Annotated in this window: 16 protein-coding genes; 7 read left to right on the forward strand and 9 right to left on the reverse strand. The window is 64.3% G+C overall.

Annotated features, from left to right (window positions below):
* Positions 1–32: 32 nt before the first annotated feature.
* Entirely contained in the window at positions 33–1,418 is a 1,386-nt protein-coding gene (dnaB, locus tag BLR03_RS01355) for a replicative DNA helicase (RefSeq protein ID WP_091248443.1), read from the reverse strand.
* A gap of 786 nt (positions 1,419–2,204) precedes the next feature.
* Between dnaB and BLR03_RS01360 the strand changes: the two genes are divergently transcribed.
* Both BLR03_RS01360 and BLR03_RS01365 read left to right on the forward strand, forming a co-directional pair.
* Positions 2,205–2,666 (forward strand): hypothetical protein, encoded by a 462-nt coding sequence (locus BLR03_RS01360; protein ID WP_091248444.1) that lies wholly within the window; start codon positions 2,205–2,207, stop codon positions 2,664–2,666.
* 3 nt (positions 2,667–2,669) lie between these two features.
* Entirely contained in the window at positions 2,670–3,242 is a 573-nt protein-coding gene (locus BLR03_RS01365) for a hypothetical protein (RefSeq protein WP_091248447.1), read from the forward strand.
* Between the two features lie 44 nt (positions 3,243–3,286).
* Here the strand turns inward: BLR03_RS01365 and BLR03_RS01370 are convergent, their stop codons facing one another.
* The 6 genes from BLR03_RS01370 to rpsF form a co-directional block, all read right to left on the reverse strand.
* Positions 3,287–3,913: an FMN reductase gene (locus tag BLR03_RS01370; protein ID WP_091248449.1), complete on the reverse strand. Its 627-nt coding sequence runs from the start codon at positions 3,911–3,913 to the stop codon at positions 3,287–3,289.
* Between the two features lie 162 nt (positions 3,914–4,075).
* On the reverse strand, positions 4,076–4,936 hold the full coding sequence (locus BLR03_RS01375) for a PhzF family phenazine biosynthesis protein (RefSeq protein WP_091248451.1): 861 nt from the start codon (positions 4,934–4,936) through the stop codon (positions 4,076–4,078).
* Positions 4,937–5,096: 160 nt separating this feature from the next.
* A complete protein-coding gene (gene rplI, locus BLR03_RS01380) occupies positions 5,097–5,549 on the reverse strand; it encodes a 50S ribosomal protein L9 (RefSeq protein WP_018775331.1) in 453 nt (150 codons plus the stop codon).
* Between the two features lie 17 nt (positions 5,550–5,566).
* A complete protein-coding gene (gene rpsR / locus BLR03_RS01385; RefSeq protein WP_003800144.1) occupies positions 5,567–5,806 on the reverse strand; it encodes a 30S ribosomal protein S18 in 240 nt (79 codons plus the stop codon).
* A gap of 125 nt (positions 5,807–5,931) precedes the next feature.
* Positions 5,932–6,516 (reverse strand): single-stranded DNA-binding protein, encoded by a 585-nt coding sequence (locus BLR03_RS01390; RefSeq protein WP_091248454.1) that lies wholly within the window; start codon positions 6,514–6,516, stop codon positions 5,932–5,934.
* Positions 6,517–6,571: 55 nt separating this feature from the next.
* On the reverse strand, positions 6,572–6,877 hold the full coding sequence (gene rpsF, locus BLR03_RS01395) for a 30S ribosomal protein S6 (RefSeq protein WP_091248457.1): 306 nt from the start codon (positions 6,875–6,877) through the stop codon (positions 6,572–6,574).
* Between the two features lie 274 nt (positions 6,878–7,151).
* Between rpsF and BLR03_RS01400 the strand changes: the two genes are divergently transcribed.
* The 5 genes from BLR03_RS01400 (at position 7,152) to BLR03_RS01420 (ending at position 15,481) form a co-directional block, all read left to right on the forward strand.
* The gene (locus BLR03_RS01400; RefSeq protein ID WP_091248459.1) at positions 7,152–7,835 is read left to right on the forward strand and encodes a DUF1345 domain-containing protein; all 684 of its coding nucleotides are present in this window, start codon (positions 7,152–7,154) and stop codon (positions 7,833–7,835) included.
* Between the two features lie 339 nt (positions 7,836–8,174).
* Positions 8,175–10,868 (forward strand): helix-turn-helix transcriptional regulator, encoded by a 2,694-nt coding sequence (locus tag BLR03_RS01405; protein WP_091248461.1) that lies wholly within the window; start codon positions 8,175–8,177, stop codon positions 10,866–10,868.
* Between the two features lie 273 nt (positions 10,869–11,141).
* Positions 11,142–12,263, forward strand: coding sequence for a DegT/DnrJ/EryC1/StrS family aminotransferase (locus BLR03_RS01410; RefSeq protein WP_254788096.1), 1,122 nt, complete (start codon positions 11,142–11,144; stop codon positions 12,261–12,263).
* A 184-nt stretch (positions 12,264–12,447) separates the two neighbouring features.
* Entirely contained in the window at positions 12,448–13,845 is a 1,398-nt protein-coding gene (locus BLR03_RS01415; RefSeq protein WP_302846559.1) for an oligosaccharide flippase family protein, read from the forward strand.
* Positions 13,832–15,481: a glycosyltransferase gene (locus BLR03_RS01420; protein ID WP_175460365.1), complete on the forward strand. Its 1,650-nt coding sequence runs from the start codon at positions 13,832–13,834 to the stop codon at positions 15,479–15,481. The genes BLR03_RS01415 and BLR03_RS01420 overlap by 14 nt, the downstream gene beginning before the upstream one ends.
* Here BLR03_RS01420 and BLR03_RS01425 read toward each other — a convergent pair.
* Both BLR03_RS01425 and BLR03_RS01430 read right to left on the reverse strand, forming a co-directional pair.
* The gene (locus BLR03_RS01425; protein ID WP_091248477.1) at positions 15,402–16,610 is read right to left on the reverse strand and encodes a glycosyltransferase; all 1,209 of its coding nucleotides are present in this window, start codon (positions 16,608–16,610) and stop codon (positions 15,402–15,404) included. The two genes, BLR03_RS01420 and BLR03_RS01425, sit on opposite strands and share 80 nt — an antisense overlap.
* Positions 16,591–17,427: a YveK family protein gene (locus tag BLR03_RS01430; protein WP_091248480.1), complete on the reverse strand. Its 837-nt coding sequence runs from the start codon at positions 17,425–17,427 to the stop codon at positions 16,591–16,593. Before BLR03_RS01430 ends, BLR03_RS01425 begins: the two co-directional genes overlap by 20 nt.
* Positions 17,428–17,434 lie beyond the last annotated feature (7 nt).

Here is a 17,434-nt window from a genome sequence, read left to right on the forward strand (position 1 = left end):
GGCCACGCGGGCCGGGCCGGGCGGCCGGGCGGCTAGAAGCCGCCGCCACCGCCGGCGTCGGCCGCCATGTTGGCAAACCGCGAGTAGTGGCCTTGAAAGGCCACAACAATGTCCTTCGTGGGGCCGTTACGGTGCTTGGCGATCAGGATGTCCGCCTCGCCGGCGCGCGGGGACTCTTTGTCGTAAACGTCTTCACGGTGCAGCAAGATCACCATGTCGGCATCCTGCTCGATGGAGCCGGATTCACGCAGATCCGAGACCATGGGCCGCTTGTCCTGGCGCTGCTCCGAGCCACGGTTCAGCTGCGACAGCGCAATCACGGGGACCTGGAGTTCCTTGGCCAGGAGCTTCAGCGCACGGGAGAACTCGGAGACTTCCTGCTGACGGGATTCCACCTTCTTGCCCGAGCTCATCAGCTGCAGGTAGTCCAGGATCACGAGCTTGAGGTCATGCTGCTGTTTCAGGCGCCGGCACTTGGCGCGGATTTCCATAAGCGACATGTTGGGGCTGTCATCGATGAAGAGCGGGGCATCGTTCATGCGGCCCATCGTGGTGGCGATTTTGGACCACTGCTCGTCTTTGATGGTGCCCTTGCGGAGGTCCTGAAGGCCGATCGTGGCCTCGGCGGACAGCAGGCGCATGGCGATCTCGTTGCGGCCCATTTCGAGGGAAAACATAACGGTGGTGAGGTTGTTCTTGATGGCGGCCGAGCGGGCGAAGTCCAGCGCGAACGTGGATTTACCGACGGCGGGGCGCGCGGCGATGACGATCATCTGGCCGGGATGCAGGCCGTGGGTCAGTTCATCGAGCTCGTAGAAGCCGGTGGGGACACCCACCATGCCCTCGCCGCGGTGTCCCGAGGCCTCGATCTCGTCCACCGTGGACTCCATAACGTCCTTGAGGACCACATAATCCTCGGCGGTGCGGCGTTCGGCGACGGCGTAGACCTCGGCCTGGGCCTGGTTGACGAGGTCCTCCACCTCTCCGTCCTGTCCGTAGCCGAGCTGGACAATCTTGGTGCCGGCGTTGACAAGGCGGCGCAGCACCGCGCGTTCGCCCACGATTTCGGCGTAGTACCCGGCGTTGGCGGCGGTGGGGACCGTCTGGATGAGTTCGTGCAGGTAGGCGGGTCCGCCGATCCTGTTGATTTCCCCGCGTTTGGTCAGCTCGTCCGAGACCGTCACGGCATCGGCAGGTTCACCGCGGCCGTAGAGGTCAATGATGGCCTCGTAGATGGTTTCGTGTGCCGGACGGTAGAAGTCCTGGCCGCGCAGGATCTCGACGACGTCTGCGATGGCGTCCTTGGACAGCATCATGCCACCCAGGACTGACTGCTCCGCGGGAATGTCCTGCGGGGGCTTGCGGCTGCCCTCGGCTCCTCGCGTACCCTCGACTGAATCCAGATGCGTAACTGACAAAACTGCCGTCCTTCATTGTGTGCCGCGGCGGATATCCTTTCGCCGCGACGCGTAAGCGCTGTGCGGTGATGCCCAGCTGCCCTGATGCCTAACTGCTGCGGTGCCTACCCGCTGTGGTGCCAGCGGCCGTGCCGCCCAACGGCCGTGCCGCCCAACGGCTGTGATGCCCAACAGCTGTGATGCCCAACAGCTGTTATGCCCAACAGCGTGGCCTGGCGCCACCCGGCCACCCAATTCGTATCAGTCAGCTCCGACAATTCGCGCCGGCCCTCCCTGCCGCGGTTATCCACAGCACTGGTGCGGCCGTACGCCGCCGGGATCCCGGGGCGGGCTTCCTCAATGGGCACCGCCCGGCGACCGAAGGATTTCCGCTTCCAAAGCCCGATATCCTGCAACGTTATCCCCCGATCGGGCAGGCACCAACCCGGACGGCGCGCCCCCCTGTGGATAACCTGTGCACTAGTGGCAGATGCTTGTGCACAGTCTGTGGGTAGAGCTGTGGATAGAAAAAAAGTTGCGTCCGTAATCCGTTCTTGACCTGCGGAAACATTGGATTCATCTTGTGGACACAAAACTATTTTCGCCAAGGTTCATCCACAGCCTGCACCTTGTGGCTGGGGATACGCCGCCGCTTGGGAGGCCACATTCGCGGCCCGATGCGCGCATTTTGTGAGCGGACTCACGCCATTGGGGGAGATTGAGGTGGAGTTGACGCGGGCCGCGGCGCACTGTAGACCCGATGCAGAACATGCTGTGGACAACCGCAATCTGGCATAAGCTCTAACCATGGGCGATGTACTGATAGTCATGTTGCCTGGCCTCATTCTGGCGGCGGTGCTCTGGGCGGTCGCCACGGCCCTGAAACCGCGGAATTTCGGCATCTCAGACGCCGAGCGCTACCAGCGGGAACTGGCAGTAAAGTCCCAGGCCCACTATGCCGCGCAAGTCGAGGCTGCCGTGGCCGCCCGAGCCCGGATTGAGGCGACCACGCGCCCCAGCCAGAACTCCCAGCAGCAGTCGCAACAAGAGGACCATGCCCGCTCTGCGCTGCTCACCCGGAACGCCCCAGTCCCCGCAGGGACGCGACACGGAGACCCCCTGCTCGCCGTCGGACACCTCAGTCCCCAGCTCCTGCAGGAGCTGCAGGCGCTGGCCCGCAGCGGCCATAAGACCAAGGCCACCCGGCTGCTTCGGCAGTCGACGCACTCGGACCTCAAGACCGCCAAGAATTATGTAGATCGGCTGTAGCACATGGAAGCGCTGCTCATTCCCGTACTGATCCTGGTGCTCGTGGCCGCCGGCGTGCTGCTGGCGGTCCGGGCATGGAGCCGCCGCGGCCAACGCTCCCGACCGGCGGCCATGCCACAGCCGGACCCCGACTCCGCGGAGCTCGCCCGGGCGGCGGCCGCCAAGCTCAACCAGGAGCAACACCGGCGGCTGTACGCACTGATCGCGCAGGGACAGGCCATGGCGGCCATCAAGGTGTACCTCGAAGCCACGGGAGACGGCCTCCGGGCGTCCCGCGACGCTGTCGCGGCCCTCGCGGCCCACCCCCAGCCGTTCCGTGCCCCAGAGGCCGTCAAGGAGCCGGCCCCGGACGAGGACGAGGTGCCGCAGCGGTTTTCGTACCGCTACCGCGCGATCGCGAGCAAGGGCGACGTCACGCGCGAGGTGAGCAGCAACATGCTCAATGACGAGATCTACGGAAGGATCCGCACCCTGGCCAAGAGCGGGGACACCGAGGCGGCGGCGACCGCACTGACCCGCCACTCGGATATTTCCATGAAGCAGGCCAGAGAGTTTATCGCTTTGCTCGACGACTGATCACGGACCGCTCGAAGAGGCCCGGGTTGTCCGGCCCGCGGGTGCTACCGCTGGCCGGAGATCCCGGCGAGCAGCTGCTCAAACGGCAGGGACTCCAGCATGGCCGGCTTTTGTTGCGACCCTGAGTCCTGGAGCAGGCGGACGAACTCCCCCGCTGCCCGATCCACACGCTCGGACAGCGGCGAGCCGCCGTCGTCGTTGTTTCCCCAATCCTGGGGACCGGCGAAGACCGCCGTGGCGGCGATCCGGGTCCGAAGGTAGGTGAAGAGCGGCCGCATCGCGAAGTCCAGCACCATCTGGTGCCGGTCCGTGCCGGCGGTGGCACCGAGGAGAACCGCCTTGCCCTCCAGCGCCTTGGGATCGAGCACGTCGATGAAGGACTTGAATAACCCGCTGTAGGACGCGCTGAACACCGGGCTGACGGCGATGACGCCGTCGGAGGCCTCGACGCCGGAGATCACGTCGGCCAGCCGCGGAGCTGCATAGCCGGTCACGAAGTTGTTGGCGATGTCCACGGCGAGGTCCCGCAGTTCCACGACCTCGATGTCCACGGCGTAGCCGGCCGCAGCAAGCTGCCGCTCGGCCGAAGCCGCCAGCTGATCCGCCAGCAGGCGGCTCGACGAGGGGACGCCGAGTCCGGCGGAGATAACGGTGATACGGCGGGTTTCCACGGAGTGCTCCTAAGTTGAATCCAGGTCAGCAACGCCAATACATGCGTTTGCATCTACCCACTCAAGCGCCGGCCGTGGGGATTTATTCCCGCCCTCGTTGCGCTATCACTCCTGGTCCCTAAGATGCGGGCAAATCACAACCACAGCTGATGGCGCAACGGCTCAGAGCATGACCCATCCCTCGACGCAGCTCGTGGAATCTCCGCCCACCCAGATGTCCTCACCGGCCGCCTCGACGTAGATCCGGCCGGCGCGACCCAGGACTGTCCCCTGCGCCGCGACGTAGGCCTCCGGAGCACGTCCGCTGCCGATCAGCCACTGGGCCGCGCCGGCATTGAAGCTGCCCGTGACCGGGTCTTCCGCGGCGGCGTCCCCCGGAATGAAGGTGCGCACCTCGAAGTCGACGGCGGATCGGGCCCGGTGCCGCCCGATGACGCCCACCTTGAGCCCGGCCATAGCCGCATAGTCCGGGCGGATGCCCAGCACCTGTTCCGCCGATTCCAGCAGCACACCGATCCAGTCCGGGCCGTTGACCAGCCACGACGCATCCAGCAGGGCTTCCAGGGGCAGCCGCAGGCCGGCGGCGATACGCCCCAGGTCTTCCTCCGCCACCGCTCCCGAGCGGGTCAGCGGCGGGGCCGCGAACGCCAGGCGTCCGGCGTCGCGCTTCACCCTCACGAGCCCGGCACCGCATTCCTGGACCACCACGTCGTCCTGCTGCGGGATGCCGCCCGCCTCAAGCCAGGCGTGCGCCGAGCCCAGGGTGGGATGGCCGGCAAAGGGAAACTCTTCGCTGCCGGTGAAGATCCGCACCCGGTAGTCGGCGTCGGGGTGCGTGGGCGGCAGGAGAAACGCGGTCTCCGCAAGATTGGTCCAGTTGGCGAACTGCTGCATTGTCCCTGCCGCGAGCCCCTCGGCGTCGACGACGACGGCCAGCGGGTTTCCACGGTACGGCTCGGCGGAGAAGACGTCGACCTGGTTGAAGGGACGAAGGCGGGGCGCCGCGGCGGGATCAGGGTTCACCGCAGCAGGCTAGCATCAGCGCCGCCCAATATGGGCCGTGAGTGACCCGCGTTGACGTTAAAGCAGAAGCCCCCGCTGTCGGATCCTCAGAGGGATCCGACGGCGGGGGCCTTCCGGCAGTCCAGGACTGCCTAGCCGGGGAGGCGAGTAGTCGAAAAGACTACTTGCCTGCGACGACGTCGAGTTCGATCACAGCGGAAACGTCGTCGTGCAGACGGACGTTTGCCTGGTAGGAACCGGTCGACTTGATGTGTGCCGGCAGTTCAACCTTGCGCTTGTCGATGCGGCCCAGGCCAGCGGCCTCAACAGCGTCGGCCACGTCGCCCTGCTTGACGGTGCCGAACAAGCGTCCGGTTGCGCCAGCCTTGACGACCAGCTTGACCGGCTTGGCGGAGAGTGCAGCGGCCTGCTTCTGAGCGTCTTCCAGGGAAGCGTGCTCGCGGGCAACGCGGGCAGCCTTGATGGACTCAACCTGCTTCTCGCCACCCTTGGACCAGGTCAGGGCGAAGTTGCGGGGCAGCAGGTAGTTACGTGCGTAACCGTCCTTGACCTCGACAACATCGCCAGCAGCACCGAGACCGGTTACTTCGTGGGTCAGAATGAGCTTTGCCATGTTAGTTAATCCCTTCCTTAGCCGCGGCCAGCGCCGGAGTAAGGCAGCAGAGCAACTTCGCGGGCGTTCTTGATTGCCTGGGCGATCTTGCGCTGTTCCTGCACCGTGACGCCAGTGACGCGACGGGCGCGGATCTTTCCGCGGTCGGAGATGAACTTGCGCAGCAATGCTACGTCCTTGTAGTCGATGACAGTGATGTCAGCGGCCTTCAAGGGGTTGGACTTTGGTTTGGGCTTACGGAGTTCAGCCTTAGCCATCGTGGAGCTCCTATTCGATGGAGCCCGTGGATATTGATCCACGGGATGGTGGTGATCCGGCGCAGTCTGCACCCGGCCGCCTTGCGGCGTCCCGGCGGCTTTCGTTGCCGGACCTTAAATGTTGTTTAGAAGGGAGGTTCGGAATCCGGGCCGTTGCCCCAGCCGCCGCCTGCATTGCTGACCCCGGGCGTGGCCCAGGGGTCTTCCTGCGCTGCGGGCTGGTTGCCGCCCCAGTTTCCACCGGCGTTGCCGCCCTGGTTTCCACCAGAGTTGCCACCGAAACCGCCGCTGTTGCCGCCGCCGAAGCCGCCCTGACCGCCGTTGCCGGCACCCCCAGCGCCGGAGCGCTGGGTGCGGTTGACCTTAGCATTGGCGTAGCGCAGGCTCGGGCCGATTTCATCGACTTCGAGCTCGATAACGGTGCGCTTCTCGCCTTCTTTGGTTTCGTAGGAACGGCTCTTCAGCCGGCCGGAGACGATCACGCGCATGCCCTTGGTCAGGGATTCGGCGACGTTTTCGGCTGCTTCACGCCAGACCGACGCGCGGAGGAACAGGGTTTCCCCGTCCTTCCACTCATTGGACTGCCGATCGAAGGTACGGGGAGTAGAAGCGATGGTGAAATTCGCTACGGCCGAACCGGACGGTGTGAACCTGAGTTCGGGGTCACTGGTGAGATTACCGATGACCGTGATAGTGGTTTCGCCTGCCATCTACTGCCTCCTTGTGCGTTCCTGCGGGGATGAAGATTGAAGGTTGACCGCTGAATTACTCAGCAACAACTTTCTGCTCTTCAGGGCGGGTGATCTTGGTGCGCATGATGGTCTCGTTGAGACTCAGCTGGCGGTCAAGTTCCTTGGCGGTAGCCGGCGCAGCGGTGAAGTTCACCACGGCGTAGATACCTTCGGACTTCTTCTGGATTTCGTAAGCCAGGCGACGACGGCCCCAGATGTCAACCTTTTCGATGGTTCCACCATCGTTGGTGATGACGTTCAGGAACTTCTGAAGCGACGGCTCAACGGCACGCTCTTCGACCTCGGGGTCGATGATTACCATCAATTCGTAAGGACGCATATGTGAACCCACCTCCTTTGGGCTAAGCGGTTACGGCATTTCCGTAACAGGAGGTTCATTTGCGGTGCCGTGCGATGCCCGGCCAACGGAACGGAGGCAGGGCGCAGCACAGACTTCAATATCTTAGTGCATCGTGGCTTGTTTCGGCGATTCCTAATGGGTCAACGCTAGCCCGGGCGCCCGGCGGCGGGAACGGGGTAGGACCCTCATGTGGAAAACCGCCGCGCGGCCGGGGGTCGGGAAGCCGGCCGGTGGTCTGTGTCATGATCTGCAAATGGATACCGACACCGACCCCGCCGCCGCGCTGCCGCCGGTCCGCCGCAGCCGGCTTCGCTTCGCCGTCATGGTGCTGGTAGGGCTCCTCGCCGCCGCGGCAACAGGGATGGCAGGGCACTGGGTGGAGGCCCCGGCGGTCGGATGGGGCTGCGCCGCCGCCTGCTATGTGGTCTGGGTCTGGCTGGTCGTGGGCCGGCTGGGCCCCGCCGAAACCCGGGCTCACGCCACGGCGGAGGACCCGTCCCGCAGCGCCACCGACCTGCTGATCCTGGCCACGAATGCGGCGAGCCTTGTGGCGGTGGTCGCCGTCGTCATCGATTCACACAGCAGCGACAACGCGGCGCGCCTGGGCGGCGGGGTGCTGGCCCTGGCATCGGTGGCGCTGTCCTGGCTGCTGGTCCAGACCCTGTTCACACTGCGGTACGCGGAGCTCTACTACAGCACGGAGCCACGTGCGGGCGGGGCCGTTGGCGGGATCGACTTCAATCAGGACGAACCCCCGCAGTACACGGATTTCGCGTACCTCGCCACGAGCCTCGGGATGACCTACCAGGTCTCGGATACCGCCCTGAAGAACCATGGCGTGCGTGCCGAGGCGCTCAAGCACAGCCTGTTGTCCTACGTTTTTGGGACCATCATCCTGGCCGCCACACTCAACCTCGTGGTCGGTCTGACCGCCTAACACTGGTGCGGATGCGCGCCGGTGCGGGCCGCCACGGATGGTCCGCACTGCTTCGTCCAAGTATTTTCCGAATCGGCTTACGCGCCCATCGGCGTTCCGCTACGCATCTTTCGCCGTGTCTCTACCCGATTATTGATATTCCCTAGGACTGCGTTCAATTCCCGCGTTAGATTGGCGGCAACGCAGCCAACGGGCAGGTCTTTCGTCACTCCGAAAAGAGTGGATGCCCCGGCTGATGTATTGGTCTGAAAAGAATTACGTCAGTTGGGTCTCCATCGTCTCCTCCGGAAATGAAAAGAGCCCTGGCTGATCGGTCTCTGGGGGACGAGCGGGGGATTCATGGTTTTGTTCGGACGCAACAAAGAGTTGGGACATATCCTTGCCCTCATCCGAGGGCCCAAGGAGTCCGCATTGACGATTCTGGGCACGCAAGGCAGCGGGAAATCATCGCTGCTGGCTGAAATTGCAGCGTTGGACGAATACCCGACAATACTGTTCCGGGCGAACGCGGCAGAAGGCGAATGGCCGTATTCAGGTCTGACTGGCCTCCTAAACGGGATGGATCTGCCCGGCATGGGTTCAATCCTGGAACAGGCGGCCCGGCACTGCGCGCAAGAACCAGCCGTTTCAGCATTGACGTTCCTGCTTCTTGCCACCCTGCGGCAACGACCGGCAGGAAAGATGGTTGTCCTGATCGACGACGCCGACGAACTCGATTCAGCCAGCCAGACCGTCATCGGCTTCCTGGCCCGACGCTTGGCAGGGACGGGCCTTGTCCTCATTGCAACGATGCGCCATGAACCGCCGGGCAGCCCGTTCGCGCGGCTCCCGTCCCTCAACTTGCCGAACCTGGACCGAGGCGCCACCGTTAGCATGCTGGAATCCCTGCCGGCAAGCCAGTCCAGTCGCTCCGTACTGTACGCAGTGGCCGACACCAGCCAGGGAAACCCCCTCGCCGCGATCGAACTGTACGCCGAATTCAACCGCCTGCAACAGCGGGGACAATATGCGCTGCCCGTGCCGCTGTATTGGCAGGGAAGTTTCGAAACCGATCTGGCCAGATCCATTTCGAACCTCTCAGTCACCGCCCGGCGCGCGTTGGACCTTATTGCTCTTTCCTACCGGAGCAGCCTCGCCGTCTTGGAGAAAATGCCCGGTGATCTTATGGTCGGCGTGGACGAACTACTTGCCGCAGGTGTCGCAGTTCAATCGGGGTGCCACATCAGAATTCAGAACCCGATGCTAAGAGGACACGTTGTCTCAGCAATGTCGGCGGCGCAGAAGTCCGTAGACCACCAAGCCCTGGCGGCACACGTGGAAAACGATGATCCGCTGGCATGCCCGTGGCACCTAAGCTTCACCGCAGCACGGCGGGATACTGCGTTCAGTCTGTTGCGCGGCGCTGTGGAACTGGTGCGGAGCGGAGAGATCCAATGCGCCGCCGAATACACAGAGCGGGCCCTCGCAATCAATCCATGGGAGGCGGAAACCGCTGCAAGGCTGGGAACGCTCGCCGAGGTCCTCTTTAACAGGGGCCAGTTCGTCCTCGCCAAGCGATACCTGGAGTGGGCGCAGCGGATCAGCCGTGACCGGGCCCTGACGTTGCGGCTTACGGGTCTCGATTTCCAGATCGAGTTGATGCGCGGCGAAACCGTCAGGCCAAGCATGATGCTTCGCCTCGTCGAAGAGTTCGGTCAGCACGACCGCATGTTCTCCGCCTGCCTCCTCTCGATCGGCGCACTCCACCTGGCGGAACGCTGGCAGTTCGACGACGCCGAGCGTCTACTGCTGCAAGCGGATCAACTCTCGGCCGACGCCTCCGGCGAGGCCTTGGCGGTGAACCGACGCGCCCGGCTCCTGATCGACGCCGCCAAAGGGAACATCGAACGGATTCCACGGGCCGCGGACGGCAACGGCAGCAGCTTCCCCGCGTCCCTGCTGATTAAGGGCCGCGCGCTCAGCTACGCCGAAAACTACGACGGCGCACGCGATCTTTTTGCGTTGGTCCGCAATGTCAGCGCCCCCGGCAACGCCATGCGGGCAGAGATCGCCCGTTATTTCGCGGCCGACAACGAAATACGTGCCGGAAATTTCCGCGCCGCGATAGCGCTGATAGACGAAATGGCGGGTTCCGTCGCGGGCGAGCATTTCCACTGTGGGCTCCGTAGCCATCTTCTGCTCTGGCGCGCCAACGCGGTAGGGGATGATGCGGACGCCAAGGCGCGCCTCGCAGAGGCCAAGCATTACGCTGCCTCCCATCCGCAACCCCAAGTGGCCGCGCAACTCTACGCGTGTGAGGGGCAGTTTGCCCTGATGCGGGGCGACCTTGCCGAGGCCGGTGCGCTGCTTTCCCGCGCTACCGAACTTGGTATGGACTTCGCGAATCCCGCCCTCCTGCGCTGTGAGGCCGATCTCATCGAAGTGCTGGTGAGGTCCGGCAACAGGCATGAAGCTGCCCGGGTCCTGACCCGGCTCGAATACCGCTCAACCGGGCTGAAGTCCCGCTGGCTGCGCACGGCAGTCAGCCGCTCCCGGGCCTTGGTGGCCGAGGGCGCGTCTTCCCTCGAGCTCTTTGCCCGTGCTTTGGAGCCGTGGCAAAGGGACGATTCCGTCTTCGAGCGGGCCAGGACCCTGCTTTGCTTTGCCGAACGGCTTCAGTCCTGCGGAAGGCCGGGCGAAGCGAAGGATTCACTCTTGCGGGCCAGGGCATTTTTCGAGGAAATTGGCGCCGCGTCGTGGACCCAGCGCGTCGAAACTCTGCTCTTCACCGACCGGATTCCGCGCGTGCCGGAGATCCAGAACCCGGCATTGCTGCTGCTCACCGAACACGAGCGCGACCTGGTCCAGCTCGTTGCCCGAGGCCGCCGTAACAAGGAAATAGCGGCCACATTGTTCGTGTCAGTGCGAACGGTTGAAGTCCGTCTTACCGGGATCTACCGGAAGCTGGGCGTCCAATCGCGGTCGCAGTTGACCTCATTGCTCACCATGAGGGAACAGGAGCCATCCCGTGAGTCGTTGCGGCTATCTGTCTGAGTGCGGCCCACATCGTCGCCGGGTGCACCAACACGGCACATCAAAGGTTCAATCCGGCCCCTTCGGGCCTGATTGCCAGGTCCGTTGCTGCACAGCGGACCTACGATCGCGGCTGGCGGTCCCCGAACCTGACGGAACCCTGGTTCAGAGACCGCCGGCCGCATTCACTCTTCCGCCGAACTCCAGCGGTCCTGCGCGGCTCCGGGGCACGGATGCTTCATCAGTGAAATTGCGTAAGTCCAACCACACAGCTGCCGCAGAAGGATGAGAATCATGAACTTTCCCACAGCGATTCCCTTGGTTGACCTGGGCGCGCAGCAGGAGGAAATCGCCGACGAAGTAGAGATCGGAATGAAGGAAGTCTTCGCCCGGACAACCTTCATCGGAGGCCCGCAGGTGGCCGAATTTGAAGACGCCTATGCCACGTTCCTCGGGGCGCGGCACTGTGTTGGCGTGGCCAACGGAACGGACGCCCTGGAGCTGGCCCTACGGGCGTGCGGCGTCAGTCGCGGGGGCGAAGTCGTCCTGCCCGCCAATACCTTCATTGCCACCGCGGAAGCCGTCTCACGCATCGGCGCGACTCCCGTCCCCGTGGATGTCGATCCTGTTCACCTGCTCATCGACCCTGCACGGGTGGCCGACGCAACGGGGCCCCGGACACAGGCCATCGTCCCGGTCCACCTCTTCGGCCAGACCGCTCCGGTCGAACGGCTGGAATCCCTGGCGGAGTCCGTCGGCGCCGCACTTGTGGAGGACGCCGCCCAATCACAGGGCGCAACCAGAGACGGCCGCTTCGCCGGCACACTGGGCCATGCCGCCGGCACCAGCTTCTACCCAGGCAAGAACCTCGGGGCTGCTGGTGACGCCGGCGCTGTCACGACAAACGATCCCGACATCGCGGCCCGAGTGCGTCTACTTGGCGCCCACGGCAGCACCGTCCGGTACCAGCATGACGCCATCGGGATGAATTCCCGGCTGGACACCGTGCAGGCGGTAGTGCTGAGCGCCAAGTTGCGCCGGCTTCACGGGTGGAACCAGCGGCGGCGGGACGCCGCCAGACGGTATTCTTCCCTGCTCTCAGACCTTCCCGGCGTCGTCCTGCCGAGCAGTGCCGCAGGCAACATCGATGCCTGGCATCTCTATGTCATCCGGGTGGACGAGCGAGACCGGGTTCTGGCCGAGCTGCAGGCGGCCGGGATCGGGGCCGGCATCCACTATCCCGTTCCCATTCACCTCAGCGGGGCGTACCGCGAACTGAACCTCGGTCGCGGTGATTTCCCGGTGGCGGAACGGGCCGCCGACACCATGCTGTCGCTGCCGATCTATCCCCACATCACGGCTGACCAGCAGGAATACGTGGCGGAGCGGCTCATCGCAGCGATGGGAAGGCTGTGATGGCACACAGCGAAGTCCGCACGGAACGGTCGGCGTCCAGGAACCCCAACGGTGTGCCGGCGGCGGCCTACGAGGGCAAGCGATGAAACAACCTGCCGGGCGCACTGCCCCAGTTCTAGACGAGGGGCCCGACAGACCCGGCGTTCAGAAGGGAGCCGGGGCTAGTGCCGCACTGGGTTGGAGCCTGCTCAACACGGGTGTGGCCAAATTGGGAACCCTGGGCATTGGAATTGTCCTTGCACGCGTTCTCGGACCGGACTCCTACGGCACGTTCGCCGTAGCGATGGTGGCACTCCTGGCGGTCCTAACCTTCAATGAATTGGGGGTAAGCCTCGCAATCGTCCGGTGGCCCGGTGATCCGGCGCGGATCGCCCCGACAGTGACCACGATTTCCGTTGTTGGCAGCGTCCTATTCTGCGCGGGGGCTCTGGCTGCCGCTCCGTGGTTTGCCGCGACCATGGGTGATCCCGGCGCCACAGACGTGGTCCGCGTCATGGTTTGCTGCGTCCTGGTGAGCGGCGTCGTTGCGACGCCGGCAGCCCTCATGCAGCGCGGTTTCGACCAGAAGACAAAAATGGTCATTGACCAGGTGAATGTGTGGGTGGGGGCGGTCGTGTCTATTGTCCTGGCCCTCGTCGGTCTGGGTGCCATGAGCCTGGCAATCGGGCGAGTGGCCGGAACACTGATCTCTGGGGTCATGTTCGTCATGAAGTCCCCGTTAAGGCTCCGGTTTGGGCTGGACGTGAAAGTCCTGAGGCCACTGCTGCGGTTTGGTTTGCCGTTGGCCGGCGCCAGCATCATTGTGTTCTGCGTCGGATACCTCGACCAGCTCGTCACGGGCAATCTTCTGGGCGCCACAATGCTCGGGCTCTACGTCCTTGCCTTCAATCTGGCCAGTTGGCCCGTCACAGTATTTTCGCAGCCGCTCCGCAGCGTCGCACCGGCGGTTCTCGCGCGGCTTCAGCATGATGCCGCGCGCATGCAGGCCACGATGACTGCGCTGATCGGCGTACTGACATCTGTCACTTTCCCAATGGTGGCTCTCCTGGCTGCGGAATCCGGTCCGATTGTCCGTTTCGTTTACGGCGAACCGTGGGCTGGCGCTGCCTCGGCCCTGTACTGGCTAGCGCTCCTGGCGGGGTTCCGGATCCTCTTTGAACTGATGTACGACTACCTGGTGGTGGCTGGCATGACCGGCTCCATCATGACCACCCAGATTTCTTGGCTGATTGCCTTGATTCCGGCCCTGTTGCTCGGCGCTGCCGGCGGAATCGCCGGCGTCGCTGCGGCGCAACTAGTGGTTGTGGCAGCGGTGGTCCTCCCCGCATATTTGTGGAGGCTCAATGCGGCAGGCCTGAGCCCCCGAAAAGTCGGCCGCCAAGTTTGGCTCCCGACCGTTTGTTCGGCGGCCATCATGGCCCTTTCTGCCCTGCTGCAGGACAAAGGCCTGCCGTTTCCGGCCGGTCTCATTATCTCCTCCTTCGCAGCCCTGGGTGCAGCAGGCAGCATGCTGTGGCTTAGGCGCGCGGACGTGGCCACGCTGAGGCAGATGGGCAGGAGTGGTGGGCTTGACCAGCATTGACGCTAACCGCCGGACCTTTGATGAACTTGTCGACCGGGCCCTCTCCTTCGCTGCAGCAGGCAACTGGGAAGCGGCGGCAATAGAGACACAGCAGGCGGGACGGTTCGCCTGGATCGATCATTCCGGACTGTTCGCCAGCGAAGACCTTGAATTCGTTTTGGGCCGTATCCGCCGCTCGATTCCGCCTTCCCCCAAAACACGGACCCGGGAAAAGCGCGCCCCTCGGGTCGTCGCCCATGTTGCAACGCAGCTCTATGGTGCGGGCGGCCACACCCAGACGATTTCGCGCTGGGTCCGGCAGGATCCTGGCTCCGACCACCGGCTCATTCTGACCCGTCAAGGAGGTGTGGAGGTCCCCCCGAAGATCGCGGAGTGCTTCCAAACCTCCGCCGGCCCCGTCTTCCTGGACCGGCGGCCGGGCGGCCTGGTGAAGCGGGCCGTCGCCCTCCGACGCCTCGTATCGGATGCTGACGTGGTGGTGGTCCACGCCCATCCCCATGATGTGGTGCCCGCACTGGCGCTCGGCCTTGAAGGATCGCCCCCCGCGGTTTACGTCAACCATGCTGACCATGTGTTCTGGCTCGGAACCTCGGCGTCCAGTGTGGTCCTGAACCTGCGCCGGAGCGGCCTGGCTCTCTGCGTCAGCCGGCGTGGCGTTGATCCTTCCCGCTGCATAGTGGCCAACCGCCCACTCGAACTGGCGCCTGCGGACCGCCGGGTGGAGAAGCAGCGTTCCAAGTGCCGCTCGGACTGGGGCGTCAGCGACGACGAGTTCCTGGTGGTCTCAGCGGCCGCGGAAAGCAAGTACGAACCGATTGGGACGCAGTCCCTCATTGGACTCTTCACGTCATTCCTTGCCCGGCACCCCCGCGCCCGGCTCCTGGTCGCAGGGCCGTCCGCGCAGGGCATGTGGTCAGAGGCTGCGGAAGCGACGGGAGGACGCATCAAGGCCCTGGGGCGCCTGTCCAACGTTCCCGAGCTGCTGTCTGCCGCCGATGCCTATGTTGATTCTTTTCCGTTTGCGTCGTTGACGTCACTGCTCGAGGCCGGGGCACACGGTTTGCCATTGATAACGTTTCGAGGACACCCCGCCGAATGCGCGGTGCTCGGCGCCGACTCCCCGGGACTCGACGATGAACTCTTAGTGCCGTCGACCGAGCAGGAGTTTGTCGCTGCCCTTGCCTCGCTCGCCGATTTTCCGGAGTTCAGGGCCGCGCGGGGCGCAGCCACCAAGGCAGCCGTCCTGCACGGACACAGCCACTCGGCCTGGCGCGACACGGCCGCAGCCATTTACGCGAAGGCAAGCGACGCCGTCGGGCCTATCACGACCGGACAGGCGCCGTGGCAGGACGGGCCGCTGGATCAGCTTGTCGCCCTCGTCCAGCAGCAGACCGGTTTCGCCGGAATCGGGGCGGCCGCCGCCGACGTCGTGTCGTTGCGCAAGCTGCCGCAGCGGATCGGACAGTGGTCGACCTTGAGGAGGACCCGGCAGGTGAGGCTGTCCCAGCTACTGCCCGAGTGGGCGTACTCCAGGGCCGCGGACGCCCAGAGACTTGCTAAGTTGCCCTCATCGCAAAAGGTGTCGACCGCTGGGTTCGGTAATACGGCAACGCAGAGGCAACAGCGGGTCCGATGAGCAGCCACGGTCCGGTGTTTTCATGGAAACCCAGCAGGACTGGTCGACCAGCCAGCGCCTCCGTGATGCGCCCTGAAGTCTGAAACCCAATATTCGTCACGACTATCGACTGATCTTCCGGACGCGAGCGAACGAAGGCGGGCATCGACGTCTGGTCTGCGGCCAAGAAGTTGAACCTCACATCCCTGCGGTTCAGTGCCAGCGGATCGGCAATCGGAAGCCCGGGGTGGCCAATCGGCGCGGCGTTGATGACCAACACGGCGTCGAGGGACGCCGCAGAACAGATCTCATCAATATCCCGGCGAATATCGCCGAGCACGGTGGCCGCCTTCGCCTGCCTCCGCAACCGGTGTGCCGCCTGCGACTCCCGCAGCCACCGGTAGCGCCACTTATGGGCCTCGAAAAGCCCTCCAAGCAGGGGAACCGTCCGGATCGGGGACATACCCTGGACCCTGCCACAGGTCGTTTCCACCGGCATCTGCGCCGGGTAGGCCTTCGCGATCCAGGCATGGGCTTCGGTCAGGCGGTCCAGATTGATCGTGAGGCTGTTGTGGGTGAGGGGTATATCGGTCGCCGCTACGCGAAGTCCCAAAGACCGAAGCCGTACGCCGTACTCCACCGCGTAGGCATGCCATGAAAGATCCCGGGCCTCCGCCAGCGGGTGGAGGATGACTTGCTCCGTGCGGGCCATGAAGAGCACTTCGTCGAGGCTGTCGACGTCGGAGAGTCCGTTGCTGCTTTCGCCCAAATAGATGACGCGATCCCGGATCCGGCCGAGAAGGCGGCCGTCGGGGGTCACGCCGATGGCGCCGGCTAGCCCCACGGAATGATCTCGCAGGAGCATTCCGGCGACTTCTTCAAGCGCGGCCAGCGAGTGGAGGTACACATCCTGATGGACGAAGACGACAACGTCGTTCCGGGCCAGCGAAGCACCGTGATTCAAGGCTGCCCCGGCAGATGAGAACTGTCCTGCTGTGTTATCCACAGGGATGTATTCGGTCGCCGGGGCCTCGGCCATCCCTGCCTCTACCGAAGCGGTCAAGCAGTCCCGGAGCACCGTCGGGTTGTTGAAGACGCAGATTACGGAAACTGGTTGTCGCATCGAACGATCACCGCTTGGCGTGGACATCAGGTTCACTATGGTGGACCGCAGCCTCCGGTTCAATATCTCTGGCTGCGGCTGCCTCGCCCCGTTGCACCGGATTCCGCTGCGGCGGAGCGGGCTCCGGCGAAGAGGGCTCCGGCGATTCGCCGAAGCCGCGCCGGGCTACCCGGGGCCCTCGCCTGCGCCGGGAGCTACGCCGCTCCTCCATGGACAGTGAGTCATCCCCCGCGGCCCGCGAATTTTCCACGAGTCGGGCAATCGAGACGGCACCGAACAAGAGAATAACACCGCCGATCAGCACGACGATGAGGGCGCGGAGTCGGCTCGAGAACTGTTCTGTCGCCTTGTTGGGCGCATCGATCTGGAGCGCCGTGAAGAGGTAGAGGTCGTCCGCGTTGTTTACCTTCTGTACGGAGCGAAGCTCGGACTTCAGGCGGTCTCCTAGCGCGTCCGCCGTCGCAATGGCATTCGCCGGGCTGGAACCGGAGGCTTCGATCCGGATGAGCTGTCCCGTTCCTGATGTGGCGGGGAGCGTCACTGTGTAGTCAGGCTTCAGGCCGGCTGCCACCACCGAGTCGGCCGTGTCACTTGAACTGAGCTTTGTGACCATGACCTGGGCAATGAGCGAACTGTCAGCTGAGCGCAAATACGGGTTGTCGGAATTCAGCGCCGCGAGTGCCGGGTCCTTCGACAGCTGCAATGCGGTCGGGACCTTCGGCGTCACCAACACATAGACGGTCGAGGCGGAATAACTGCGGGGGGCCAGGAAAAACACATAGGAACCGGCCAGCAGGGTAAGAACCAGCACCGAAACCACAGAGATTTTGTGTTGCCAGAGCATTTTTAGA

The sequence above is a fragment of the Arthrobacter sp. ok909 genome (assembly GCF_900104405.1).
GTDB classification, from domain to species: domain Bacteria; phylum Actinomycetota; class Actinomycetes; order Actinomycetales; family Micrococcaceae; genus Arthrobacter; species Arthrobacter humicola.